Origin of the sequence: Alistipes senegalensis JC50 (assembly GCF_025145645.1) — a bacterium.
Lineage (GTDB): Bacteria > Bacteroidota > Bacteroidia > Bacteroidales > Rikenellaceae > Alistipes > Alistipes senegalensis.
The window spans coordinates 689,213-713,000 of record NZ_CP102252.1; the positions used below are offsets into that span (position 1 = coordinate 689,213).

Genomic DNA, 23,788 nt, shown 5'->3' on the forward strand with positions numbered 1-23,788 from the left:
TTGCGGCACTCCGACACACGATATGCAAACCTCTGCCAGCACGGTGCGCGGGATTTCGGCATCAGATTTCACGATTTACAGCCCCTCGGTTCGGACAGGAATGGTTATTTTTGTGCTGTCTCAAAATTTATTATTATGATACGATTCCGCATCGCCGGCCTGCTTCTATTTCTCATAGTTTTGTTCCGTCCGCTGGACGGTGCGGCGCAAAATCCCTCCGACCTTGCCGTTTCGGGGCCGCATCCGCGGCTGTTGCTGCCACGCGGGGGCGAACGGCGGATCGAAGCCAAGATCGCTTCGGACGATTTCCTGCGCAGCATTCACGAAGCTATCCTTCACCAGAGCGGCAAATACCTGAAAGCCCCGCTGCTCGAACGCACGTTCGAAGGTTCGCGCATGCTCGCCGTGTCGCGCGAAGCACTCACGCGCATCTATTTCCTGAGCTATGCGTGGCGTATGACCGGAGATGACCGCTACGCCCGTCGTGCCGAGCGGGAGATGCTCAATGTCTGCGCCTTTCCCGATTGGAACTCCTCGCACTTCCTCGACGTGTCGGAGATGACGATGGCCCTGGCCATCGGGTACGACTGGCTGTATGACAGCCTTGCGGAGTCGACGCGGAGGACGGTCGCCGAAGCGATGTTCCGGCTGGGCATCGCCGAAGGGGTGCCTGAGACGACTTCGGCACCCGAGAATTGCAAGTGGCTGAAAAAGAAGAATAACTGGAATCCGGTCTGCAACGCTTCGATGGCTTTCGCGGCGATCGCGGCCTACGAGCAGGACCCTGAATTGGCGCGTCGGATCATCGCCCGCTCGATCCGGCTGGTGCGCGAGATCGGTATTCCGGAGTATGCACCCGACGGTAACTATCCCGAGGGCTATACCTATTGGAATTACGGCACAGCCTATGCCGTGATGCTGATCGATGCTTTGGAGGGCGTTTACGGCACTTCGTTCGGACTGGCCGACGTTCCGGGATTCCTCCGTACACCGGAGTATATCCTCCAAATGTCGACGCAGGGCCTCGGCTGCTGGGCTTATGCCGACTGTACCGCGCAGGACCCGCAGAGCATGAAGAATTCCTATCCGATGTTCTGGTTCGCCGCCCGCACCGGAAACCCTTCGCTGCTGTGGGCCGAGAAACAGAAGATCGATGACATGATACGGTCCGGGGCGAAATCGCGCATGTACCGGGTGCGTTATCTTCCTTCGGTGATGCTCTGGGCGGCGGAGAGACCTTTCGAAGGGATGAAGGCTCCGCAGCGGAGGCTTTACGTCGGACAGGGTACGACACCCGTGGCGATCATGCGCAGCCATTTCGGCGGTGACGATGAGATTTTTGCCGGACTGAAAGGCGGCAGCTGCGGACACAACCATTCGCACATGGACATCGGCAGTTTCGTGATGTACCGTGGAACGAAACAATGGGCCAAAGATCTCGGTATTCAGGATTACTATTCGCTGGAGAAATACGGCATCGAGTTGGGCGACCGCTCGCAGTACTCTTCGCGCTGGAAAGCCCTGCGGTTGAGTAGCCGGGTGCATAACATGATGACGTTCGCCGATTCGCTTCAACGGGTTGACGCGCGGGCGGAAATCGTCGCATCCGGCGACCGCGAGGGTTTCGTCTACGCCGTTACGGACCTTTCGAAAGTAGATGCGGCGGCTGTCGCAGCCCACCGCCGCGGCGTGGCTGTCGTCGGTGACAGCTATGTCGTCGTCCGCGATGAGGTCATGAACGGGAGCCGCGAAATGCCCCTGCGCTGGGCCATGCTGACTCCAGCCGAGGTCCGGATCGTCGATGACCGGACAGCGGAGCTGACACTTGGGGAGGAACGGTTGTCGATGCGGGTCGAGGGCGACGGCGTGCAGCTCGGCACCTGGTCGACGGAGCCCCGCCACGAATACGACGAGCCCAATCCCGGAACGGTGATGGTAGGTTTCACGGCTACGCTCGCGCCCGGTGCCCGGGCGGCCTATACCGTGCGGCTGATCCCGGCTGATGCGGCCGGAAAAGCCGGTGATCCGATTCCGGCCCTGGAAAAGTGGAATACCCGATAATACTGAACTGTAAAACCTCGATATGAAACGTATTTTTCTTCTCTTGCTGTTGGTGGTCGGACTTTGCGGACCGCTCGCAGCCAAAAGTCCTGCGGCACGCGACCGCGAACTGATCGACCAGGCTGTACAATGGCAGATCCGGAATTTCACCGATTCGTTGCTTCCAAAAGGCCACTGGGCCAACGGCGCCCTCTACCGCGGTATGGCCGAATGGGCTGCCGAGAGCGGTGACGAATCGGTTTGGACGTTCCTACGCGGGATCGGCGAAACCTGTGACTGGGACATGCTCGAGCGGGTTTACGACGCCGACGACCTCTGCATCGGACAGACCTATCTGCTGCTGGCCGGCAGATACGGGAACCCTGCCATGGCCACAAAGGTCCGTGAACGTGTCCGTTACGTCATGGCGCATCCCGATACGAATCCGCTGATCACCCCCAAGGGCAAGTACTACCGCGACCGCTGGGGCTGGTGCGATGCGTTGTTCATGGCGCCGCCGGTCTATGCGCAGTTGGCGCAGTGCGACGGTCGTGCGGACTACCTTGATTTCTGTTTTTCGGAGTTCAAAGTGACCACCGATGCGCTTTTCAGTTCCGATGACGGACTTTTCCACCGGGACCTGCGGTTGGTGAACGACCGTGAGAAAAACGGTGAGAAGGTATTCTGGGGGCGCGGCAACGGCTGGGTTTATGCCGGACTTGCACTTCTATTGCAGTATGTGCCGGAGAACCATCCCAGTTATGCCTATTACCTCGACTTGTTCCGCCGCATGTCGCCCGCGATCCTGCGCTGTCAGGATGCGAAAGGTTCGTGGCATGCAGGTATGTATGATCCGCAGAGCTGGCCCCAACCGGAGAACAGCGCTTCGGGATTCTTCGTCTACGGATTTGCGTGGGGTGTGAATAATGGCGTCCTGACCGATCCGGCTTACCGCAAAGCGGCGGTGAAGGGATGGAAGGCGCTGAAAAGTCATGTTCAGAAAGACGGAAAACTGGGTTACGTGCAGCCTATCGGCCATGATCCGGCCCATGTGACGGCGGAGATGACCGCTCCTTACGGTGTCGGGGCTTTCCTGCTTGCAGCGGCGGAAATGATGCGTATGAAATAGCCCCCCCAATAAATAGAACCGAATCCGGATTTTGTAAATTTCGGATTCGGTTTTTATTAACCTCATGCCATTCTGGATTTCCCGTCGGGCCTCACCGTGAGGGCATCCATATCGCGTTCAATCTTGTCGTTGGTGATTTTGGCGTAAATTTGAATCGTAGTGATCCGTTTGTGCCCCAGCATCTTGCTGACTGTCTCCAGAGGTACGCCCTAAGCAAGCGAAGCCGTCGTCGCGAAGGTGTGCCTTGCCACATGCATGGTAGGATAGAACCTGAAGCCCGCATATCTTGCCACATGCTGCATCGTCATATTCATTGAATTACGATCTTTGGTCGGAAAATACCTAATCTGCTGCTTGGCATTCCATATTTTCGGTCTGATTCTCGCAATACGAACATGGAGAGATCGTATTCGTGCGAATCGCTGATTTTCCGCCCCTGCTCATCGACGCGCAACGATACGATGTGGAGATGCTCTCGCGAGATATCCCTATGTTTGAAGACAATGTAGGGCTGGTTGCCGTAACCCATACGCTCCATGTATTCCTATGCGATTTCCCGGAGTTGTTCGTCGTTCAGCCGGGCGACGAACTGCGTCTTCGACGGGTCGCGTTTGATGACTACGAACTCCTCGCCGAAGAGTCGTTTGACGATAAACCGGCTGCGGTTATGCTCAAGTCCGGCTTTGCAGAGCAGCTCGTTGAAGCGGATGTTTTGCGCCTCGTTAAGCCGGAAGGAGTATTTATAACTCGGAGTTCGAAATTGTTGTGTGTGTTTTCGGTCGGTATTCATAATATCGGTTAAAAAGGCGTTCGACTCGGGAGAACGCCCGGCCTCGCAGAGCGAGCACCTTTGTCGGACAAATGCCAATTTGTCGGACAAAGGTACAGCTCGCTACCCTCTGGCGAGGGTAAAAATCCGCAGCAGAGAATTTCTACCGATGGTTTCGGAAGTCCTCCGTTGCGGGGCTTTCGGCCGGGTCGTTTCACGATGCAATGTTATAACCGTTTCGGGGCAAAAAAAGCCATCGGTGCGGACTGGAGCGGACTGGAGCGGACATCGGAACCGAAGCATTCCAAGCTGCTGTATCTTGCAGCATGAAAGGTCGGTTTTCTTATTCCGTTCATTATCCCGATATAAACTGCATTAAACGGAAAACGGTATTTTGAATGGTTTAAGACATAAAACCAAACACACGAGCTTTATGACCTTATAGCGAATATTCAATCTCAAAAACATTGTACCATGGATTCATTAAAAGAAACTGACAAACCTGCAACAAACCTTCCGAAGCATCCCCGTATCGAAGTCGATGAGGAGTTGATGCGTCAGATGATCGCCGGACAAGCTCCTTTGGACTCGAAAGTCGTCCGTAGGATTCCCGAGCCGGAAGAGGAAAATACGGACGCTCCCGAGGGAAACACATCGGCACCAACTGCTGAAAAAACAAATGTCGACACCCAAACGACTACTGTAAAGGAGCCTGCTGGATTCCGACGGAAAAAGATCATACTGCCGGATTTCGAACGCACCTTCTTCGCTCCGGTAGATTGCCGTAACCGCTCGGCGATTTATGTCAGTGCGCAAACCAAGCGCAAAGTGTCGGAAATCCTCCACCTGTTGGGGAATGAAAGCACAAGGCTTACGGCTTTGGTCGACAATATGCTGCGCTTTGTCATGGACATTTATAGCGACGAGCTGAATTATCTCCATGAAAAGAAAAATAAAAGACGGCCGTTTTGAAAAAGCAGAGGAATTTCGACGGCAGATCACAGGACGGGATGAAATCCGCCGATCGCGGCTGAACATCAGAACCGGATCGTCAGGAGCCGCAGAATGTCGCCTTTTCCGACGGTAGCGACCAGCAAAACGCCGGGGATGGAAATATGCAAGGCTCGCCCCTCGGGCGATTCGCATGGCCTTGCATATTTCCATCTCTGACGATAAATTCCCTGCCGGCGGGAAAACTTACATCGAAAATTACCCTGCTATTGACGAAGTAAGATCGGGAATCGAATTAGCTGTAAGATAGGAGGCCATTACCGTGCGACCTTGAAGACGCTGCTGAGTTTCTCGCTTAATGCCGCCATATCCCGGCCGATCTTGTCGTTAGTGATGCGCGCATAGATTTGAGTCGTGGTGATCCGTTTGTGCCCCAGCATCTTGCTGACCGTTTCCAGAGGTACGCCTTGCGAGAGCGTGACCGTCGTGGCGAAGGTATGACGCGCCATATGGATCGTGGGGTTGAACGACAGACCGGCATGTCTGGCAACATGCCTCAGCGACATGTTCAGCGTCTTATGGGTACCTTTGAGCGGGAAGACCCGGTCGCCCGAGAGGTGCATATCCTTATAACGCTCGTAGAGCATTCCGGCAACGGGAAGAAGTTTGACACGGAACTGCGTACCTGTTTTCTGACGCCTGTCGATAATCCAGCGCTCCCCGTTATCGTCCGTATGGATGTCCGCGTGGGTGAGTTTCACCACGTCCGCATGGCTCAGGCCCGTGAAAGCACAGAAGACGAAGGCATCCCGGTTGATGCCCGTTCGGTAGTTGGGAAGTTCGACGTCCATGACGGCCTGCAGTTCCGAAGCGGACAAATAGCGCCGTTCGGCGTATTTAGGCCTGACATGGAACCCGGCGAAAGGATCGGCGGCAATCCAGCCGTTCTTATACGCCGTATAGGTCATCAACTTCAGCTTCTTGATGGTCGAATGGATCGTACCGGAACGCATCCCTTGTACCGAGGAGAGATAGACGACGAACTTTTCGATAAAATCCCGCTTCAACTCTTTGAAAGGAATGTCCTTGACGTGGTATTCGTATTTGAGGAAAGAGGCAAGGCGGTTACGGCGTGCGGTAATTGTCATAGCTCGAATAGGTGCGGTCTTTGCACACACGTTTGAGAAACCCTGCGAGGTATTCGTCGAAGGTCTGCAACAGCAGGCGGCAGTCGTCGCCCCATACCGAGGAAGGCGTTGCGGACTTTTTCGGCCGTAACGTATGAATCCCGGTCGCAGAGACGTTGGTATTGCTTGCCGATATTGGTCTTGATATTTTCCAGCTTCTCGTTGATACGCTGCGATTCGAGGCTTTTGTCGGAGGCCTTGTTGGCTTTGGCATCCCAAAGGGTGGAGCGAACGGTGAGTTTGCAGCTGAACTGCGACATCGTACCGTTGATCGTAATACGGCCCATAACGGGAACCTGACCCGATTTCTCGGACTGCCTTTTTACGAAGAAAAGGACTTTGAACGTGCTGCGTTGCATAATAACTTGAACTTTGAGGATTTGTTAAACGTTTAGTCAAGTTATTTGTTATGCGGAAATTCGATGCAACGAACTGAAAACGAATGTTTTGATGCAAATAAAAGCATTTCGGGCAGGTAACGGATAGTAACAAAACTCACCGTTAATCCTGCCCGAATGTGCAATTTTATTGCTCGGAGCATATGCAGAAAAGAGAATTAAATATCTGAAAACAAAATATTTACTCTTTTCTGCATATTCGTTTACCTACAAATACCGAACCTTTCGCAGGTTCGGTATTTCGTTTTATACACTATCTTTGCGGAAGACGAACCTCCGCTTAGAAAGCTGCGCCTCGGCATAGTCGAATAAATTCGCCTCTGCTCTCGGCTTGCACCGTCTTTGGTGTCGTAACGACACTTTTAGAGGTCGGAAGGTTTACCGGACTGCACGCAATCCGGTTTTGGCCCCATCCGGCTTTTTCGTACCTTTGTTAATAATATATGATCGTATGGAAGAACCCAATATCCTGATCCCCCTGCTGCTGACGCTCGGCGCAGGTCTTGCGACGGGCATCGGAAGCGCCATCGCATTCTTCGCCAAACGAACCAACAAACGGCTGCTGTCGTTCTCGCTGGGACTGTCGGGCGGCGTGATGATCTACGTCTCGTTCGTCGAACTGTTCCAGCAGGCCGACGCCACCCTCTCGGCGGAGTGGGGAGCGCATCTCGGCACGGTCGTCACCGTGGCGAGCTTCTTCGCCGGCATCCTGCTGATCGGCGTCATCGACCGGCTGGTGCCCTCGGTCGAAAACCCCCACGAAGCCCACAGCGTCGAAGAGATGGACCATCAGCCCCGCAATCCCAAGCTGATGCGCATGGGCGTGATGACGGCGCTGGCCATCGGCATCCACAACTTCCCCGAAGGAATCGCCACCTTCACCTCGGCCGTGGACAACATGGCTCTCGGTGTAGCCATCGCCGCGGCCATTGCCATCCACAACATTCCCGAGGGAATCGCCGTGTCGATTCCGGTCTACTACGCCACGGGCGACCGCAGGAAGGCTTTCCGGCTTTCGCTGCTGTCGGGCCTCGCCGAGCCGGTGGGCGCCCTGCTGGCCTATCTGGTGCTGATGCCCTTCATGTCGCCGACGCTGATGGGGTGCATCCTCGCGGGCGTGGCGGGCATCATGGTCTTCATTTCGATCGACGAACTGCTTCCCGCGGCCCGCGAATACGGCGAGGCGCATATCTCCATCTACGGCGTGGTGGCCGGCATGGCCCTGATGGCCGTAAGTCTGATCATGCTGGCATAATCAGACAATTAAAAATGAAAAATTAAGAATTAAAAATTTACGTTTTTGGATATTCTTCTGTTGATTGTCGGGCTGGGGCTGATCCTCGCCGGCGCGAATTTTCTCACGGACGGCTCCGCGGCGCTGGCGCAGCGCTTCCGGGTGCCGGAATTCATCATCGGACTGACGGTGGTGGCCGTCGGCACCTCGACGCCCGAACTGGTCGTATCGGTGCTCTCGGCCATCGGAGGCCAGAGCGACGTGGCGATCGGCAACGTCGTGGGATCGAACATCTTCAACGTCTTCGTCATCCTCGGCGTCTGCGCCCTGATACGCCCCGTGCCGCTGACGGCGGGAAACATCCGCCGCGACATTCCGTTCGGGGTGCTCGTGTCGCTGCTCCTGCTGGCGCTGGCCCAGGATTCGCTGCTCTGCAAAGGGGCGGCGGACCGCATCGGGCGTCTCGACGGCGCGGCGATGCTCGCGCTCTACATCCTGCTGATGTGGTACACGATCCGGAAGACGAAGCGTCCCGAAGCGACGGCCCCGACGGAAGGGTCCAAAGCGCCGATGGCCGCGTGGCTGACGGCGGTGATGATCGTCGGGGGCCTCGCGGGGCTGGTGTTCGGCGGCGAGATGTTCCTCCGCAGCGCCACGTCGATAGCCCGCAGTCTGGGGGTCAGCGAATCGGTGATCGCCATCACGCTCGTGGCCGGCGGCACGTCGCTGCCCGAACTGGCCTCGTCACTCGTGTCGCTGTTCAAAGGCAAGGCGGAGATGGCGTTGGGCAACGTGATCGGATCGAACATCGCCAACATCCTGCTGATCCTGGGCGTGAGCGCCACGATCCATCCGCTCTCGATGGGCGGCATCACGGTTTGGGACCTGCTGATGGTCCTGCTGAGTTCGGTCGTGGTGTTCCTCGCGGCCTTCACGTTCAAACGCAAGGCCATCGACCGCTGGGAGGGAGCGTTGTTCGTGGCGATCTACGCCGTCTATATCTGGTATTTGATCAGGTAGCGGTCGATCAGCCGCGGCACGGCATAGTCGCCCAGCGCAGCGGTCGGAACGGCCATCGCAGCAGCGGCAGGCGTCAGCGAGAGGGTTTCGATGCGGTGGACGACCGCATGCAAAGTCTGATGGGAGAGCTGGTGCTTCGGCAGCGGGATGCTGCGCACGAGATGCCACGGAGCGTCGCCCAACAGTTCGCGGAACTGCGGCAGGCGCACGAGCTCCGGCAGTTCGGCGGGCTCTTCAGTTTCGATGAGCGGAAATTCGTAGAGCCCCTGCCAGATGTCGCGCCCCTCGCGGCGGTGCAGCAGGGTCCGGTCGCCTGACGAAACGTGCAAGTAGTTGAACCAGCGGTCGCGGACGCGGGTCTTTCCCTGCTTCACGGGACGCGCGGCGACGGTTCCGGCGGCAAGGGCGAGGCATTGTCCGGCCAGCGGGCACGCCTCGCAGCGGGGCGACGAAGGGGTGCATCGAAGCGCCCCGAAATCCATGATCGCCTGATTGTAGCGTCCCGGATGCGCGGTGTCCAGCTGCGACTGCGCCAGTTCGGCGAAAGCGCGCTTTCCGGCCGTGGAGTCGATCGGCGCATCGAGGTCGAAGAGCCGCGCGAGAACCCGGTAGACATTGCCATCGACCACGGCGCACGGAGCGTCGTAGGCCGCCGAACAGATGGCCGCGGCGGTATAGTCGCCCACGCCGCGCAGGGAGCGAACCTCCTCCAACGCGACGGGGAACCGTCCGCCGAAGCGTTCGACGACCTGCCGGGCGGCGGCATGGAGATTGCGGGCACGGCTGTAATAGCCGAGTCCCTGCCAGAGTTTCAGCACCTCGTCCTCGGGAGCGGCGGCGAGCGACGCGACGTCGGGAAACCGCTCCGTAAAGCGGAGATAGTACTCCGTTCCCTGCGCCACGCGGGTCTGCTGGAGGATCACCTCCGAGAGCCAGATGCGGTAGGGATCGCGCGTGCGGCGCCACGGCAGGTCGCGCCCTTCGCGGGCGTACCAGTCGAGGAGTATGTCGGCGACGGAGTTCATAACCGGGGACAAAAGTACGATAAATCGCAATACGTTCAACCAAAAACACCGACGTTATGGAAAAGAAACACGCAGTGATCGACAACGCCGCCGAGAAACGCTACGAACTCGACCTCGGAAAGGGCGACATGGCGCTGATCGAATACGCGACGGGCGACGGATTCGTCGTCCTGACCCACACCGAGGTCCCGCCTGCATACGAGGGTCAGGGCATCGGCAAGGAATTGGTGCTGGCCGCCTTGGAGGACATCCGCAGCAAGGGGTTGCGGGTCGTGCCGCAGTGTTCGTTCGTCGAGGTCTACATCCGGCGCCATCCCGAATGGGCGGACCTGGTGCGGACCGCGGAATCGGCAAAGCGCTGACAAACGCACGAAGGGGCCCTGCACAGGGCCCCTTCAACTTTTCAGTATGCCGGGCCTCAGGGCCGGGGCTGGAAGTCGTCCGTACGGAACGGAATGACGGGCAGCCCCCAGCTGTTGGCGAGGTTACCGATCTGAAAATTGCGGAAGCAGTAGCGCACAGCCGAGGGTTCCGGAACCTCCTTCGACGAAACGACCAGCCTCAACTGTGCATCGACAGCTACATCGGCCGGACGGAACACCCCGTCGGAGCCGCAGATCTCGAAGCCCTCGATGCCCACCAGACGGTTGAACCCGTATTCGGCATTGTCCAGCGAAACGAGCGCCTTGCCGTCAGCGATCTCCATAGAACGGAAACGGGGACTGTCGCAATGGACGGCCTTCTTTCCGTAGGTCCGGTTCAGAGCCATGCAGGCCAGCCGATAACCGATGTCGTGCTTGTTCGCCGGATGGATGTTGCACCACTCGTAAGGCTCGACCAGATCGTTCGTCGAAACCATGCCGCTGTTCGGGATCACATCCTGAGCCCGGCACTGCGCTTCGCGCAGAAAGGCCGAAAGGTCGCTGCCCCAGTAGTTGAACGGAGCGATCTCGACGAAATAGAAAGGCAGTTCGCCCTGCCCCCACAGGCCGCGCCACAATTTCACCATGTTGGCCAGCCGTTCGGCATAGACCGCGTGGGCTCCGACATTGGATTCGCCCTGATACCAGAGGTATCCGCGAACGGTGTAGCCCGCCACGGGGTGCAGCATGCCGTTATACATCACCAACGGCCGCAGCCACTCGTCAACCGCCGCAATACCCTTTTCGGAAACATCGATGTCGGGATAGGTCTCCAAAATCTCCTGCGAGGTCCAGCTCTCGACGCGGCTGCCGCCCCACGAACAATCGATGACACCCACGGGAACACCGAGTACGTCGTTGAGCATCTCGGCGAAGAAATAGCCGACAGCCGTGCACAACGGCGCCGTCTCGGTCGAAAACTCGTTCCAGCGGCCGGCGACACGTTCTTCGGGGGTATAGGAAGCCGTTTTCGGAATCTTCACATAGCGGATTTTGCCGCGCCGGGCATCGGCCCGGGCAATAACCTCGTTGGAGCGGGCTACGGGACAGTTGTGGAATCCCTGCACACCCATCTCCATATTGCTCTGCCCGGCGGCGAACCACACTTCGCCGATCAGAATGTCGTTCAGTTCGACCCGGCCGTCCCCGGCAATCGTGATACGCTGCGGATCGTAGCCTCCCGCAGGAGTTTTCAGCATCACCTCCCAGCGGCCGTCGGCGCCGCTCCGGGCGGCAGCCTTAGCACCCCACGAAGCAGTGACTTTCACCGCTGTATGCGGCTCGGCCCAGCCCCAGAGTTTGGCCTCGGCATTTTGTTGCAGCACCATATTGTCGCCGATGATCTCCGGAAGGGTGATTTTCGCGGCGGCGGTCCATGCCGCGGCAAGCGCAACGGCTAACAGCAATATTCGTTTCATAGAATTCGGGTTGATGGTTTCAGGTTAAAAGTCGTCGGTGCGGAACGGTACGAGGGGAAGTTCGCGGGTGTTGACGACATTGCCCGGCTGGAAATCGCGGAATCCATAACGCACGGCCACCGGTTCGGGAATGTCGGGCAGAAAAACGATCAGCCGTTCGTTGCCTTCGAAATGCACCTGCGCGGGGCGGAACACCCGGTCGGCGCCGCAGATCTCAAAACCCCTCAGATCGAACGCCCGGCCGAAACCGCCGAAAGTGTTGTCGAACGAAAGGCAGGCTTTGCCGTCTTTGATTTCCATCGATCGGAACTGCATGTTTTCGCAGGCCACGTCCTTCCTGCCGTAAGTACGGTTCAGAGCCCAGAATGCCAGCCGACGGCCCACGCTGCGCTTGTCGCGGGGATGAATGTTACCCTCTTCGCAGGGAAGGACCAGATCGTTGGTCGAAACCATACCGCTGCCGGGGATCAGCTTCTGCGCCCGGCACTGCGCCTCGCGCAAATAGGGCGACAGCCCGTTGCCGTAACCGAAAGGCGCGATCTCGACGAAATAGAACGGCAGTTCGCCCTGCCCCCACTGCGCACGCCACCCGGCCACCATATCAGCCATCCGTGCAGCATACTCCGTGTGACGGCCAATGTTCGACTCGCCCTGATACCAAAGGAATCCGCGGACGGTATAGCGGGTCAGAGGGTACACCATGGCGTTGTACATCGCCATCGGACGCATGTAGTCGGGCAGTTCGGCAATGGCTTTCTCCGAAAGGTCGATGTCGGGATAGGTCTCCAGCTCCTCGCGCGGGGTCCAGCACTCGATGCGGCTGCCGCCCCACGAACTGTCGATGACCCCGACCGGGACATCCAGCGCCCGCGAGAGCATTTCGGCGAAGAAATAGGCCGTGGCGCTGCACCGCGCGGCGGTAGCCGTCGTGAATTCGTTCCAGGCGCCCGGAACACGCTCCTGCGGCGTATAGCCCTGCGAATAGGCCACCTTCAGGAAGCGGATGCGGCCGCGCTGCGCATCGGCGCAGGCGATGGCCTCGTTGCCACCCTCGACCAGACCGTTCCAATAGCCGCCGAGAGGCATGTCCATATTGCTCTGACCGCTGCAAAACCACACCTCGCCGATCAGCACGTTGTCCAACACCCGCTTGTCGCCACTCGCAACGGTGATCCGCTGCGGCTCGTAACTACCGGCGGGAGTTTTCAGCGTCACCTCCCAGCGGCCTTCCCCGTCGCTTTTCGCAGAGGCTTTCGCGCCCCACGAGGCCACGACTTTCACCGCCGCATGCGGATCGGCCCAGCCCCAGAGTTTCACATTCGTATTCTGCTGCAACACCATGTTGCTGCCGATGGCATCGGGAAGGGAAACCTTCGCCGCAACGCTCCACGCCGCCGCAAGGCCGAAGAGGAGCAAAAGCATTTTTTTCATAGTCGGTTTTCGTTCGGGTTTCTGCAAATTTAGCATTTTCTCACCGAAGTAGCACCTTACTTAAACGATAAAATAAGCCATCGAAAGCCAAGTCGATCAAAAAACGCAATCGCAGATCAAAATACGGCATTCAACCCGACCCACTCCTTCATAAATAAAATGTATCCAATTTTTCTGAAAAATTTCCGGCTCGGAATTTGGTTTATATTATAAACCACTTTATATTTGCAACGTATTTAAGAACCGGCCCGGCCGTAAAACCGAAAACGATGGAAATCACCTCTGCCAACACCAACAAACGCCGCCTTTTCGCGCGCCGGTTCAGCCGCCGCGTCACGACCTGTTTCGCGGTTTGCGGCTTCTTAGCTTTCGTCAACTGGTACACATCGCCCCACTACTGGTGGGTGGTCTGGGTTATCGCCGGGTGGGGACTGAGCATCCTGCTCTCGCTCATCCGCTACCTGTTCGACCAGGACGACGAGGACGATTGCCGAAACCGTTAAAAAATTACACCTATGGAAGACCGTAAACTGGAGGCCGCCGAAAGCCTGGAGCTCATCGGCCGCATGATCGAAAACACCCGTAGCCGCATCGTCCGCAACTCGGGACGCCCGCTACTGGCGTGGGGCTATGCCACCATCGTCACGACAATCATCGTATGGGCCGCCGTAGTCGGATTCCGGGACCCGCGCTGGAATTACCTGTGGCTGCTGCTGCCCGTGCTGGGATGGCTGTTGATGTGGCTCACACGCAGAAAACCCACCGAGGGCGAGGTCCGCACGTTCGTTGACCGCGTGATCGGAAATGTCTGGTTCGTCATGGGGTCCACAGCCCTCTTCGTCAGCCTGCTGACGCTCTTCACGCCCATGCGTCTGCCGATACTCTTCATCATCCTGCTCATCATGGGCATGGGGACCGCCGTCACGGGACTCATCATCCGCTTCACACCCACCATCGTCGGAGGTATCGCGGCCATCATCCTCGCCCCGTGCACGCTGCTTGCCGGCAATATGTGGCAGCCGTTGCTCTTCATCGCGGGATTCGTGGTTATGATGATCATCCCGGGCCACATCCTCAACCATACGTCGAACCGCCCGCAACGATAATGCGATGTTCAAAGAACTGAATCCTCTGTTGCACTCCGAACTGAGGCTGGCTGTCGTCTCGATCCTGATCGGAGTCGAGAGCGCCGATTTCGTCTTCATCCGGCAACAGACCGGAGCCACGGCGGGAAACCTCTCGGTGCAACTGGACAAACTCGCCAAAGCCGGTTATATCGAGGTCGAAAAGACCTTTCGGGGAAAGAAGCCCTGCACGGTATGCCGCATCACCGCGGCCGGGCGCGACGCCTTTGCCGAATACGTCGAAGCCCTGCAATCCTACATAAAAAAATAAGCGTCCCTCGGGGCGCTTATTCTTTCAGACGGTACAGAAGAACGTCACCAGGAACGGGACGCTGAAATCGAGCACGCAGCCGTGAAAGACCGACACCACGGCATAGGGACGGCCTGCGGCCTGCGTGATGATCGGAAGCGTCGTGTCGAAAGTCGTCGCACCGCCGATCGACACGGCGGCCAGCGGCCCGCACCAGCGTGCGACGAGCGGCGCGGCCAACAAGGTGAAAATCTCGCGCATGACGTTGCACAACAAAGCGATAGTGGCCAACTCGGGCCCCCGGAAATCGGCGATGAAGATGCTCGACAACGAATAATAACCGAAACCCGCGCCCACGGCCAGCGAATCGGTCAGCGACCATTCGGCGAGCAGCGGAGCCGCCAAAGCGGCCCCGGCCAACGTCCCGACGGCTGTGGCGACGGGCAGCAACGTCAGCCGCGGATCGAGCCTCCGGACCCGTCCGGCCAGCGTGCGGTCGTTGCCCAACGTGATCCCCACGCAGAACATCAGCGCATAGAGCACGTAGGCGCTGACCCGCGATCCGGCGGTATCGAACGGCGCGAAAAGTCCCACGACACATCCCGCCACGAAGAAGGCGACGATCACGAGACTGCCGCAAAGGGCCGACCATGCGGAGACCGGGACATCTGCGGCGGCCTCCCCGTCGTCGGCAGGCACGGCGCGTCCGCGAATCCGCCGCCACAACAGCCACGCGGCGAAGATGCTCCCCGCGACGGAGAGGGCGAAGATCGCCAGCGCCGCCCCTCCGAGCGTCGCCAGCGAGCCCACGACCGCAGGGTCGGAGCCCACCTCGACCCCCAGCAGGAACAACAGGGCCCAGATGATGACGGTGATGAGGCGCGGTACGAAAGCGAGGCGCCGGCCGATAAGCCGGCGCCCCGTTGCAATGCCTCCGATGATGACGGCAAAGATTACGAGCATTCCGGTCACTCCTTTTTCGCCGTGAGTTTTTCGATCTGCCGCTCGGCCTCGGCTTCGAGGTTCGCGGCCTGCTTCTCGGCCTCGGAGACCAGTTTGTCCCCGGCCTTTTCGGCGGCGAGCTTGGCCAGAGCGCCCTTCTTCGAAGCCTCCTCGACGAGTTTCGCCCGCTGGCTCTCGGCCGCCTCGACGAGCTTCTCCCCGGTCCGCTTCGCCTCCGCACGCAGGTTCTCGGCCTGTTTCTGAATCTCCTCGGAAAGCGACTCGCTGCCGGTGAGCTTCTGAATCTGCTCATCGACGATATTCTTCACAGCCTCTTCGGCAGCCTCTTTCACACCGAGCGTGATCTTGGGCGACGAGAAGGTGCCGCCGATGCCCACGCCGATAGATTGCAGCGTCTTGCCGCCCGGAATGGCCACCTTGGCCGTATAGTCGATGGTCTGATCGAGCCCCGTGGAGCCCGAAAGGTTGATGCCGACGCTGCCCAGTTTCAGGTCGAAAGGCTGCGTGGTGATGCGGCCGTCCCGGATGGCGAAACGGATCGTGACATCCTTGGCTTCGATCTTCCGCAGGTCGTCGTTGTTCAGCGCCTTGGCCAGCGCGTCGAACGCCTCGATATTCTGCACATGGATATTGGCCGACCTGATCTCGCCCGTGGCGGTGAGGGTTTGCAGGTCGGGCGACATCTGAGAGTCGAGCGACGTGCGCATGTCGAGCGCCAGCGAATAATCGCCGCCGGTCTTGGCGAAGATCGGCACGAGTTTCTGCACCATCTCCAGCTCCTCGAAAGTCTTCTGGAACGAGGCGCCCGCAATGTCGGCATTGAGTTTCAGCGCGGGTTTCGCCGGATCGGCCGCCGTCGAGTAGCTGCCCGAAGCGGTGGCCTTGCCGCCGAAGACGCCCAGCCCCAGCCGGTCGAGCGACAGCACGCCGCCGGCAACGCTCATCTCGCCCGAAATGTCGCTGACCGTCATTTTCCCGAAGAGCACTTTGCGCAGATCGGTGTTGAGCGAGAGATTCAGGTTGCGCGGCACCTCGACGGCCTGCATCGGCTCGGCGGCAACCGCCTCACCTTCAGCCGGCTCGGACGACGCGGGCATGGCTTCCATGATCTCGTTCAGGTCGAGCAGTTCGGACTTCACGTACAGACGGCCCGAAAGCATGTCGCCCCGCAGCAGATAGCCGATGTAACCCGTCAGCTGGCCGTTGGCCGCGAGGTCGCTCTTGCCGACCGTCACCCCGAATTCGCCGAGGGTCATCGCGGCGGGCGTGATGGTAGCCGCGGCGCGGCGGATGTACACCGCCGGCAGGCTCGGAAGCGTCAGCCCCAGCTCCTCGACGGTGAAGGTGCCCTGCGCACCGAGTTTTTCGTAGCGGTTTTTCTCAATGTCGGACATGCGGCCCGAGACTTTGAGATCCGCGGTGATCTGGCCGCCCAGCTCGACGCCCTTCTCCAACGGGTAGACCTCCTTCACGGCCCCCAGATCGACACGCCCGGCAGCCGTGGCGCGGAATACGGGATCGCTGACGAGATTCGTGGCGTAGAAGGTCGCCGAAACGGAGTTCCCGGCCATCTTAAGGCCGAATTTCGAAAGATCGACGACCGTTTTGTCCATCACGCCCCCGGGATTCGCCACCTTGGCGGCGATGTTGATGCCGGTCACGGCCTTCGGAAGCGAGGAGTACTGGAAGCTGCCGTCGCGGACCTCGGTTTTCAGTTCGAAGGCCGGAAGCGCCGAACCGCGCATCTCGCCCTTGGCCCAAAGCGCCATCGAGAGCTCGCCGCCCGCCGTGAGGTTTTTGAACTCCCGGGTGTAGAACGCCGGAATGAGCGACAGCACGTCTTTGAACTGCACCTTGTCGCAGCCGGCCGTGAGGTCCATGACCACGGCATCGTCGTCCAGCTCGACCCAGCCGTCGAGCCCCACCGAAATGGCGTTCAGCCGCAGCGTGTTGCGCGAGAAGGTGAAGCGGTTGTTCGCCAGATCGGCGTCGATCACCGCGACGAGTTCCGCCTCGGCGCCGCTCAGCAGCGGAATGCCGCCCGAGACGAAGCGCATCTCCTGCGCCGTGAGCCGCAGATCGAGGTCGGTGCGGTCGGCCGACATGTTGCCCCGGAGCCGCAGCGAAAGGGGCGCGGTCGAGAAACGCATGTTCGTCGAATCGTCCTCGTAGCGGATCGCAGCGTCCGAAATCCGGAAATCGCGCACCGACATCCGGAACGACGAGGGTTCGGACGACTCTTCGGCGGGAGTCTCCTCCGCGGCTTCGTCCGAAGGCTTCATCACGTCCCAGTTGACGGCCCCGTCGGCCAGCTTGTGCGCATGCACGGCCGGCGACGAGAGGATCACCTTGGTCACCTCGAACCCGCTGTCGCCGAACAGCGACATCAGGTTGACGACCACCGAAATCCGCTGCGCGGCGACGATCGTGTCGCCCTCGAAGCGGTCCACGCCCACCAGCGTGAGCCCTTTCAAATCCAGCGAAGCGTTCGGGAAATGGCGCAGCAGGCTGATGTCGAGCTTCTCGAAATCGAGCTTCGCCGCGAGCATTTCATTGGCTTCGCGCTTCACGATGTCGGCGATCTTGCCCCGCAGCGCAAACGGCACGATCAGGGCGACCGCCAGAATAACGGCCACCACGATGGCCGCGATCTTCACGAACTTTTTCATTCCGCATCTGTTTTAATAGCAAAGACCGTCGTTGCGGCCTCTTCGAATCCCATTTTACGATAGAGCGCCCGCGCGGCCTCCCGCGCAGGGTTCGAGGTCAGCAGGACTTCGCCCGCCCCGACACCCGCCGCATGTTCCAGTGCGGCGGCCACGAGGGCCCGCCCCGCCCCCGTTCCGCGGACTTCGGCATCGACCACGACATCCTCGATCCACGCCTTGCGGCCCGACGGCACGTCGTACCACACGAGGGTGAGCAATCCCCGGACGCATCCTCCGGCCTCCGCGGCGAAGAGCGCCGCCGAAGGGGACGCCGCGATCTCCCGCAGCCGTGCGGCCGAGGGGGCGGCGAGCCGCGGCGAAAGCTGCGGCATGAGCCGCGCAAACGCATCGAGCAGCGGACCGGTGACTTCCCGCACCTGTTTCACACGAAGTTCCATATCCGCAAAGATAACCTTTTTTATGCGAAACGTTAGGGCGATCCGTGAAAAAAGCGTACTTTTGCCCGTCGCCGCCGCCGGGAACCGGCGTTCCGCGCCCGAACGGACGATGAGCCGCCGCGCAAAACAACGGTTTTGCATCCGGCCGTTTTTTTGTTACCTTTGTTTTTTGTAAAAACATTCACACCATGCGCAAACTCGTAATCATTCCGACCTACAACGAAAAGGAAAACATATCGGCGATGATCGACAAGGTCTTCTCGCTGCCCGAACCGTTCGAAATGCTCGTCATCGACGACGGATCGCCCGACGGCACCGCCGCGATCGTCCGGGAACGCCAGAAGGAATTCCCCGCGACGCTTCACCTGCTGGAACGCTCGGGCAAGCAGGGGCTCGGAACGGCCTACCTCACGGGATTCCGCTGGGGGCTGGAGCAGGGGTTCGACTACATCTGCGAGATGGACTGCGACTTTTCGCACAACCCCGACGATCTGGTGCGGCTGTACGAAGCGGCCGCCGAGGGCAACGACGTGGTGGTGGGTTCGCGCTACGTGCAGGGCGTCAACGTCGTCAACTGGCCGATGTCGCGTCTGCTGATGTCCTATTTCGCCTCGATGTACGTGCGCATCGTCACGCGCCTGCCGCTGCGCGACGCCACAGCGGGATTCGTCTGCTACTCGCGGCGGGCGCTGGAGACCATCGACCTCGACGCCATCCGGATGAAGGGCTACGGCTTCCAGATCGAGATGAAATACACGGCCTGGCGGCTCGGAATGAAGCTCAAAGAGGTGTCGATCATCTTCGTCGAACGCCGCGAGGGAGTGTCGAAAATGAGCGGCGGCATCTTCCGCGAAGCCTTCTTCGGCGTGCTGGGCCTCCCGTTCCGCAAAATCCGCAAACGCCGGTAAACGAACATGGAGCAGGGAATGCTGAACACACGGCCGGGGACGGAGGGTTCCGTCTGGCGGCGCATCGGGGCGTTTTTCCTCAACCCCCGCAACCTCTACGTCATCGGACTGCTGCTGGTGCTGGCGCTCTCGGTTTCGGAGGTCACGCGCGGCAGGCACAAAAACTTCATGATCTTCGCCGAATCGACGAAGCTCTTCTGGCAGCAGATCGCCCCCTACGGCGCCAACTGGCCGCCCGCGGGATTCCCCGTCCGGCTCGACTATTTCCTCTACGGGCCGCTTTTCAACATACTCTTCGCACCGTTCGCCTACCTGCCCGCATGGCTGGGGCCGATCGTGTGGAATGTCTTCAACTTCACGCTGTGGTTCGCGGCGATCTTCACCCTGCCCGGAAAGTTCACCCGCGAGGAGAAGTGCAAATCGTTCCTTTTCACCTTCCTGATCCTGGCCTGCACGCAGCTGTCGTTCCAGTACAACGTCGCCGTGGGTTACATGTTCCTGTTCGCCTATTCGCTGCTGGAACGCGACAAGGGTTTCTGGGCCGTGCTGCTGATCATGATTTCGGGATTCACGAAGATATACGGCATCTTCCAGCTGGCGATGCTGCTGTTCTATCCGCATTTCTGGCGCAACGTCGGTTATGCCGTGCTGATCGGCGCCGCTTTCCTGCTGGCTCCGGCGGTCAACATGCCGCTTGCGGAACTGCCCGACTATTACGGCCAATGGATCGGCGCCCTGACGGAACACCCCGACACTCGGACGTGGATGAACGTCTTCTACCTGCGCCCGCTCGGACTGCTGCCCTACCGGACGTACGTGCAGATCGGCGTACTGGCACTACTGGCCGTCGGCGTGCTGGCGAACTGGCGCAGTTGGCGGCTGCCCTTCTTCCGGATCGCCTGCCTGGCCATCCTGATGGGCTACGTCATTCTGTTCAGCAATTCGAGCGAAGGACACACCTACGTGATCATGCTGATCGGCTACCAGATGTGGTACTGGACGATGCGCCGGGGGGGGGAAATCCGTCTTGCCGACAAGATCGCCTACTGGGCGACCTTCGTGATCGTGGTCGTGATGCCGGTGGACGTGCTGTGCCCGCCGAAAGTCATGCAGCTTTTCTACGGATGGCAGCTTAACCTGTGGCTGCTGCTGGCCTTGTGGCTGCGGATGTGCTGGACGGCATTCATCCGCATTCCGGAGCCGATGAAGAAGTCTTATTCTGAATTCGCTCCAATCCGATCAGTTCAGGTACAAAACGATTGATGAAATAGATTACAGGAACACATAATATAACGACTGCAACAGGGAGCAACAGTAACATTGCAAAGGTCATATATGTTCCAGCCAAATACAATATTAGTTGTATGATCGGCATGTGGAATATCAATATTACAAGACTGTTCCGACCTATAAAATTCACAAATCCGATTTTGTCGATCATCCGACAGATTATGACACAAAAGATAATCGCAGCAAATGCCGCCGGATAAAACAAGGCAAAATTACCGACTACATTGCTTGCTGTATCGACCCTCGTATTAAATAGCGTACAAGGGACATAGATACACAAACATATTATCATTGCGGCCCATCTGCCCCAAGTGTGCAGCTGAACAGACTGAATAATCCGAAAATACTTGGTTCCAGCCCACAGAAACGGATAAAGCGTAAATGCAGTATTGAGCTTGTAAGGAAGCCGCAGTTCCCAAAAGCCGCATATCAAACCCAATGCGGCAATGAACACAACACCTGCATATTCGACCCATTTGCGTTCCGATAATTTAGCCACAATGAAATAAATCATCGACGCCGAAAACAAAAAAGGCAAAAACCACAACGCGACATTGGCATAACCTTTTACGGCGTTCTGGCCACTTCCTATCGCAATATAAACTATTTGTTTCAACTGGGCTCCCAGCAACCGGGGCTCACAAAAATATATGACCAAATCATACAACACCCAAAAAAACAGCGACCAAGCAAAAAAAGGAACCAGCAGGCGAGTCATTTTTTTAACCGCAAATTGTCGGAACGGCTGAGGTCTCAAAAAAAGTCCTCCGATAAATGCGAACAACGGCATATGAAAAGCATAAATCCAACGATGCAGATTCAATTCATCCGGACAATGCCCCATTACAACCAGGAAAATACCGATTCCTTTCAGTAAATCCACACTACTTAGCCTTTTAGCCGAAAGAAGGGGGGGGGAAGCGCGCATATATCAGAACGTGAAGAAATAGTTCATAAAGAAGTTCCAGAACGTCACCATGCCCGTGGCGAAGAGTTTCGCCAGGTAGAAATTCAGCCGGAACCGGTTGTGCAGAAGGTAGATCGTGGCGTTGTTGATGACCAGCCCGATCGCCGCGATGCCCAGGAAACGCAAGTACTGGCCCGCGATGTCGGGATTTTCGTTGTGGAACGTCCAGACACGGTTCAGTATATAATTCGTGGTCGATGCGCAGAGGAATCCCAGCGAGTTGGCCACGTATTTGTTCAGCCGCAGGAACTCCTTGCAGAGATAGGTGACACCGAAATCGACGAAGACGCCCGAACCGCCGACCACGCAGAATTTTATAAATTGTTCTATCATAAGTTTCCGACCACTCTCGTCGGGACAGCTTTTCCGTTAAACCAATTCGTATATCCTTCGCGGCGCAGGGCGAACCCCACGTCGAATCGCTCCCCGGCCAGCTGCGGCGGCACGGTGAAGGTCACCTCCCGGGTCAGCTCGTCGTCCGCCGGGATCTTGAAATGCGCTTCGATCGGGAACTCCTCGACCCGGAAACGCCCGTGTTTCCACAGCATCGTCAGCTGCAAGCCCTTTTCACCGACCGCAATGACGTAGGGATAGGGATTCGTGATCATCAGTTCCAGATGCAGTTCCTCGCCCGCGGCCACCTCCTCAGGCAACCCCGCGACGGCGATGTCCACCAGCCGCACCGGATGGAAACTCCGGTCTACGAACCACGTGAACCGCCGGCCGTTGGCCATCGTGAGACTCCGGACCTCCCGGGTCGTGTCGGCCATATCGGCCGGACACTCGACGAGCACCTCGCGCCCCGTGAAGCGGGAGTCGTCGTCCCGGAACTGCCACTGATGCGTGCGGTAGCGGATATTGGGCTGGCAATAAGCCTCGCCGCCGGTATAGAAAGCATATTTGGCCGCCACGGCATAGCCCTGCCGGAAGATCACCGGACGGCCGTCGGCCGCTTCGGCGATGGCGCCGTAGCTCGCGCGGTTGTCGAACACCTCGAAGCGGACGCCCAGCGGATTGAAGATCATCTCGATACGCACCAGCGCGACCAGCGCAATGGTCACGCCGCCCGCCCGCATCACGTAACGCCGCGTGCGGGGATGGCGCCGCGCATAGTCGAACAGCACGTAAACGAGTCCGAAACAGGAGACGATCACCCATTGGGGCTGCACGTATCCCCGCAGGGACGAGAGCAGGAAGAAGCCGATGAAGGCCACGGGCAGCAGTTTCAGAGCCCGTCCGACCGTCGTCTGCGGCTTCACCTTCCGCCACGCCTGCACGTACAGCGGCACGAAGAAGGGGTTGAAGACGACCAGCATGTTGCCCAGAAACTCGACGACGTAGCCGGGTTTGAAGACCGAGTTGCGGCCTGAGAGGTGGTAGGCGAACGACGCCCAGTCGTGGTCGTACTGCCACACGAGGTGCGGCACGAGCAGCAGCAGGGCCACGGCCCCGCTCAGGTATAGCGACGGACGCAGTAATTGGCGGGGGGGGGCTGCCGCCAGCGCGAAAAGGACCACCAGCGCCCCGTGGTACTTGCTGTAAGCCATCAGCGCCATAGCGACGCCCATCCACAGCCACGCCATGCGGCGGCCTTCGGTGAATCGCTTGAACGTCAGCAGGAACAGCGCCGCGGTGAGCATCAGCGGACCGTCGGGCACGGCGATGAAGCCGTAGAGCTGGAGCATCAGCGTCGAAGCCGAAACGACCGTGAACAGCGCGGCGTCCCTGCGGTCGGCGTCCGCGGGACGGACGAGGCGCCACAGTATCCAAAGGTAGAGGGGCTGGAGCACGGTGAAAAAGAACCGCACGCCCAGTTCGCCGCCGAAGAGGCGTTCCCCGGCCCAGACCAGCAGGGCCGTCACGGGCGGATGGTCGAAATAGCCCCATGCGAGCCGTTCGGCGAACATGTGGTAATAGGCTTCGTCGTTGGCGAGTTCCGTCAGGCCGGCCTGCAAGAGGTTGCACGCCCACCACACGGCAAGCCACAGGAGCACCAGCCGGTCGGCATCCAGCGAAGCGTATGTCTTTTTGAAAGATGCTTTCATTCCAGCGGACAAAGGTATAAAAAAACCGGGCAGGAGCAAAACCGAATCGCAGCCGGCCGGCAAAACTTTCCGCCCCGCCGACAGAAAAAATTCCCGGAATCGTTGCAAATC

General features: G+C 58.8%; 20 protein-coding genes and 3 pseudogenes. 11 read left to right on the forward strand and 12 right to left on the reverse strand.

The window, feature by feature from the left end:
- Window positions 1-135: 135 nt before the first annotated feature.
- Together NQ519_RS02680 and NQ519_RS02685 are read left to right on the forward strand one after the other, a co-directional pair.
- Window positions 136-2,061 (forward strand): heparinase II/III domain-containing protein, encoded by a 1,926-nt coding sequence (locus NQ519_RS02680; RefSeq protein ID WP_019149606.1) that lies wholly within the window; start codon window positions 136-138, stop codon window positions 2,059-2,061.
- A gap of 22 nt (window positions 2,062-2,083) precedes the next feature.
- Window positions 2,084-3,169, forward strand: coding sequence for a glycoside hydrolase family 88/105 protein (locus NQ519_RS02685; RefSeq protein ID WP_026076303.1), 1,086 nt, complete (start codon window positions 2,084-2,086; stop codon window positions 3,167-3,169).
- 62 nt (window positions 3,170-3,231) lie between these two features.
- On the opposite strand, the pseudogene NQ519_RS02690 reads toward NQ519_RS02685, so the two are convergent.
- Both NQ519_RS02690 and NQ519_RS16220 read right to left on the reverse strand, forming a co-directional pair.
- A pseudogene (locus NQ519_RS02690) lies at window positions 3,232-3,513 on the reverse strand (tyrosine-type recombinase/integrase); the annotation flags it as partial.
- Window positions 3,514-3,527: 14 nt separating this feature from the next.
- Window positions 3,528-3,959: pseudogene (locus tag NQ519_RS16220) on the reverse strand (relaxase/mobilization nuclease domain-containing protein); the annotation flags it as partial.
- Between the two features lie 453 nt (window positions 3,960-4,412).
- On the opposite strand from NQ519_RS16220, the gene NQ519_RS02700 reads away from it, so the two are divergent.
- A complete protein-coding gene (locus NQ519_RS02700) occupies window positions 4,413-4,910 on the forward strand; it encodes a DUF3408 domain-containing protein (RefSeq protein WP_014774946.1) in 498 nt (165 codons plus the stop codon).
- Window positions 4,911-5,206: 296 nt separating this feature from the next.
- On the opposite strand, the pseudogene NQ519_RS02705 reads toward NQ519_RS02700, so the two are convergent.
- A pseudogene (locus tag NQ519_RS02705) lies at window positions 5,207-6,435 on the reverse strand (tyrosine-type recombinase/integrase).
- A gap of 490 nt (window positions 6,436-6,925) precedes the next feature.
- On the opposite strand from NQ519_RS02705, the gene zupT reads away from it, so the two are divergent.
- Complete coding sequence (gene zupT / locus NQ519_RS02710; RefSeq protein WP_019149602.1) at window positions 6,926-7,729, forward strand: zinc transporter ZupT; 804 nt, start codon at window positions 6,926-6,928, stop codon at window positions 7,727-7,729.
- Between the two features lie 45 nt (window positions 7,730-7,774).
- Entirely contained in the window at window positions 7,775-8,728 is a 954-nt protein-coding gene (locus NQ519_RS02715) for a calcium/sodium antiporter (RefSeq protein ID WP_019149601.1), read from the forward strand.
- On the opposite strand, the gene mutY is transcribed toward NQ519_RS02715, so the two are convergent.
- Window positions 8,704-9,753, reverse strand: coding sequence for an A/G-specific adenine glycosylase (gene mutY / locus NQ519_RS02720; protein WP_019149600.1), 1,050 nt, complete (start codon window positions 9,751-9,753; stop codon window positions 8,704-8,706). The two genes, NQ519_RS02715 and mutY, sit on opposite strands and share 25 nt — an antisense overlap.
- 56 nt (window positions 9,754-9,809) lie before the next feature.
- On the opposite strand from mutY, the gene NQ519_RS02725 reads away from it, so the two are divergent.
- On the forward strand, window positions 9,810-10,115 hold the full coding sequence (locus tag NQ519_RS02725; RefSeq protein WP_019149599.1) for a GNAT family N-acetyltransferase: 306 nt from the start codon (window positions 9,810-9,812) through the stop codon (window positions 10,113-10,115).
- 56 nt (window positions 10,116-10,171) lie between these two features.
- Here NQ519_RS02725 and NQ519_RS02730 read toward each other — a convergent pair whose 3' ends face one another.
- Window positions 10,172-11,593 carry a sialate O-acetylesterase gene (locus NQ519_RS02730; RefSeq protein ID WP_019149598.1) on the reverse strand — a complete coding sequence of 474 codons (1,422 nt, stop codon included), beginning with the start codon at window positions 11,591-11,593 and terminating at the stop codon, window positions 10,172-10,174.
- A 24-nt stretch (window positions 11,594-11,617) separates the two neighbouring features.
- Entirely contained in the window at window positions 11,618-13,024 is a 1,407-nt protein-coding gene (locus NQ519_RS02735) for a sialate O-acetylesterase (RefSeq protein ID WP_019149597.1), read from the reverse strand.
- A gap of 269 nt (window positions 13,025-13,293) precedes the next feature.
- On the opposite strand from NQ519_RS02735, the gene NQ519_RS02740 reads away from it, so the two are divergent.
- From NQ519_RS02740 to NQ519_RS02750, 3 genes are read left to right on the forward strand one after another with little or no spacing between them, the layout of a single operon-like run.
- On the forward strand, window positions 13,294-13,527 hold the full coding sequence (locus tag NQ519_RS02740; RefSeq protein ID WP_019149596.1) for a 2TM domain-containing protein: 234 nt from the start codon (window positions 13,294-13,296) through the stop codon (window positions 13,525-13,527).
- A 12-nt stretch (window positions 13,528-13,539) separates the two neighbouring features.
- Complete coding sequence (locus tag NQ519_RS02745) at window positions 13,540-14,130, forward strand: hypothetical protein (RefSeq protein WP_019149595.1); 591 nt, start codon at window positions 13,540-13,542, stop codon at window positions 14,128-14,130.
- A gap of 4 nt (window positions 14,131-14,134) precedes the next feature.
- Window positions 14,135-14,419, forward strand: coding sequence for a winged helix-turn-helix domain-containing protein (locus NQ519_RS02750; RefSeq protein ID WP_019149594.1), 285 nt, complete (start codon window positions 14,135-14,137; stop codon window positions 14,417-14,419).
- A 24-nt stretch (window positions 14,420-14,443) separates the two neighbouring features.
- Here NQ519_RS02750 and NQ519_RS02755 read toward each other — a convergent pair whose 3' ends face one another.
- The 3 genes from NQ519_RS02755 to NQ519_RS02765 are packed head-to-tail and all read right to left on the reverse strand — an operon-like array spanning window position 14,444 to window position 18,467.
- Entirely contained in the window at window positions 14,444-15,361 is a 918-nt protein-coding gene (locus NQ519_RS02755; RefSeq protein ID WP_019149593.1) for a LysO family transporter, read from the reverse strand.
- A 5-nt stretch (window positions 15,362-15,366) separates the two neighbouring features.
- A complete protein-coding gene (locus tag NQ519_RS02760) occupies window positions 15,367-18,030 on the reverse strand; it encodes an AsmA family protein (protein ID WP_019149592.1) in 2,664 nt (887 codons plus the stop codon).
- Window positions 18,027-18,467, reverse strand: coding sequence for a GNAT family N-acetyltransferase (locus NQ519_RS02765; RefSeq protein WP_019149591.1), 441 nt, complete (start codon window positions 18,465-18,467; stop codon window positions 18,027-18,029). Before NQ519_RS02765 ends, NQ519_RS02760 begins: the two co-directional genes overlap by 4 nt.
- Window positions 18,468-18,655: 188 nt before the next feature.
- Between NQ519_RS02765 and NQ519_RS02770 the strand changes: the two genes are divergently transcribed.
- Window positions 18,656-19,375, forward strand: coding sequence for a polyprenol monophosphomannose synthase (locus NQ519_RS02770; RefSeq protein WP_019149590.1), 720 nt, complete (start codon window positions 18,656-18,658; stop codon window positions 19,373-19,375).
- Window positions 19,376-19,393: 18 nt separating this feature from the next.
- Window positions 19,394-20,638, forward strand: coding sequence for a glycosyltransferase family 87 protein (locus NQ519_RS02775; protein ID WP_227901040.1), 1,245 nt, complete (start codon window positions 19,394-19,396; stop codon window positions 20,636-20,638).
- Here NQ519_RS02775 and NQ519_RS02780 read toward each other — a convergent pair.
- Genes NQ519_RS02780 through NQ519_RS02790 form a run of 3 tightly spaced genes read right to left on the reverse strand, consistent with a single transcriptional unit; the run spans window position 20,559 to window position 23,677 of the window.
- Complete coding sequence (locus NQ519_RS02780) at window positions 20,559-21,548, reverse strand: acyltransferase family protein (protein ID WP_147513133.1); 990 nt, start codon at window positions 21,546-21,548, stop codon at window positions 20,559-20,561. The genes NQ519_RS02775 and NQ519_RS02780 overlap by 80 nt on opposite strands.
- A gap of 48 nt (window positions 21,549-21,596) precedes the next feature.
- Complete coding sequence (locus NQ519_RS02785; RefSeq protein ID WP_026076300.1) at window positions 21,597-21,965, reverse strand: GtrA family protein; 369 nt, start codon at window positions 21,963-21,965, stop codon at window positions 21,597-21,599.
- A complete protein-coding gene (locus NQ519_RS02790) occupies window positions 21,962-23,677 on the reverse strand; it encodes an ArnT family glycosyltransferase (RefSeq protein ID WP_019149587.1) in 1,716 nt (571 codons plus the stop codon). Before NQ519_RS02790 ends, NQ519_RS02785 begins: the two co-directional genes overlap by 4 nt.
- Between the last annotated feature and the right edge of the window lie 111 nt (window positions 23,678-23,788).

What these genes read in the sequence shown, in the direction of transcription:
- NQ519_RS02735 (WP_019149597.1), bottom strand. Translation starts at nt 13,024, where the DNA reads ATGAAAAAAATGCTTTTGCTCCTCTTCGGCCTTGCGGCGGCGTGGAGC.
- NQ519_RS02760 (WP_019149592.1), bottom strand. Translation starts at nt 18,030, where the DNA reads ATGAAAAAGTTCGTGAAGATCGCGGCCATCGTGGTGGCCGTTATTCTG.
- zupT (WP_019149602.1), top strand. Translation starts at nt 6,926, where the DNA reads ATGGAAGAACCCAATATCCTGATCCCCCTGCTGCTGACGCTCGGCGCA.
- NQ519_RS02730 (WP_019149598.1), bottom strand. Translation starts at nt 11,593, where the DNA reads ATGAAACGAATATTGCTGTTAGCCGTTGCGCTTGCCGCGGCATGGACC.
- NQ519_RS02755 (WP_019149593.1), bottom strand. Translation starts at nt 15,361, where the DNA reads ATGCTCGTAATCTTTGCCGTCATCATCGGAGGCATTGCAACGGGGCGC.
- NQ519_RS02785 (WP_026076300.1), bottom strand. Translation starts at nt 21,965, where the DNA reads ATGATAGAACAATTTATAAAATTCTGCGTGGTCGGCGGTTCGGGCGTC.
- NQ519_RS02775 (WP_227901040.1), top strand. Translation starts at nt 19,394, where the DNA reads ATGCTGAACACACGGCCGGGGACGGAGGGTTCCGTCTGGCGGCGCATC.
- NQ519_RS02745 (WP_019149595.1), top strand. Translation starts at nt 13,540, where the DNA reads ATGGAAGACCGTAAACTGGAGGCCGCCGAAAGCCTGGAGCTCATCGGC.
- NQ519_RS02765 (WP_019149591.1), bottom strand. Translation starts at nt 18,467, where the DNA reads ATGGAACTTCGTGTGAAACAGGTGCGGGAAGTCACCGGTCCGCTGCTC.
- NQ519_RS02700 (WP_014774946.1), top strand. Translation starts at nt 4,413, where the DNA reads ATGGATTCATTAAAAGAAACTGACAAACCTGCAACAAACCTTCCGAAG.
- NQ519_RS02725 (WP_019149599.1), top strand. Translation starts at nt 9,810, where the DNA reads ATGGAAAAGAAACACGCAGTGATCGACAACGCCGCCGAGAAACGCTAC.
- NQ519_RS02770 (WP_019149590.1), top strand. Translation starts at nt 18,656, where the DNA reads ATGCGCAAACTCGTAATCATTCCGACCTACAACGAAAAGGAAAACATA.
- NQ519_RS02790 (WP_019149587.1), bottom strand. Translation starts at nt 23,677, where the DNA reads ATGAAAGCATCTTTCAAAAAGACATACGCTTCGCTGGATGCCGACCGG.
- NQ519_RS02740 (WP_019149596.1), top strand. Translation starts at nt 13,294, where the DNA reads ATGGAAATCACCTCTGCCAACACCAACAAACGCCGCCTTTTCGCGCGC.
- NQ519_RS02685 (WP_026076303.1), top strand. Translation starts at nt 2,084, where the DNA reads ATGAAACGTATTTTTCTTCTCTTGCTGTTGGTGGTCGGACTTTGCGGA.
- NQ519_RS02750 (WP_019149594.1), top strand. Translation starts at nt 14,135, where the DNA reads ATGTTCAAAGAACTGAATCCTCTGTTGCACTCCGAACTGAGGCTGGCT.
- mutY (WP_019149600.1), bottom strand. Translation starts at nt 9,753, where the DNA reads ATGAACTCCGTCGCCGACATACTCCTCGACTGGTACGCCCGCGAAGGG.
- NQ519_RS02680 (WP_019149606.1), top strand. Translation starts at nt 136, where the DNA reads ATGATACGATTCCGCATCGCCGGCCTGCTTCTATTTCTCATAGTTTTG.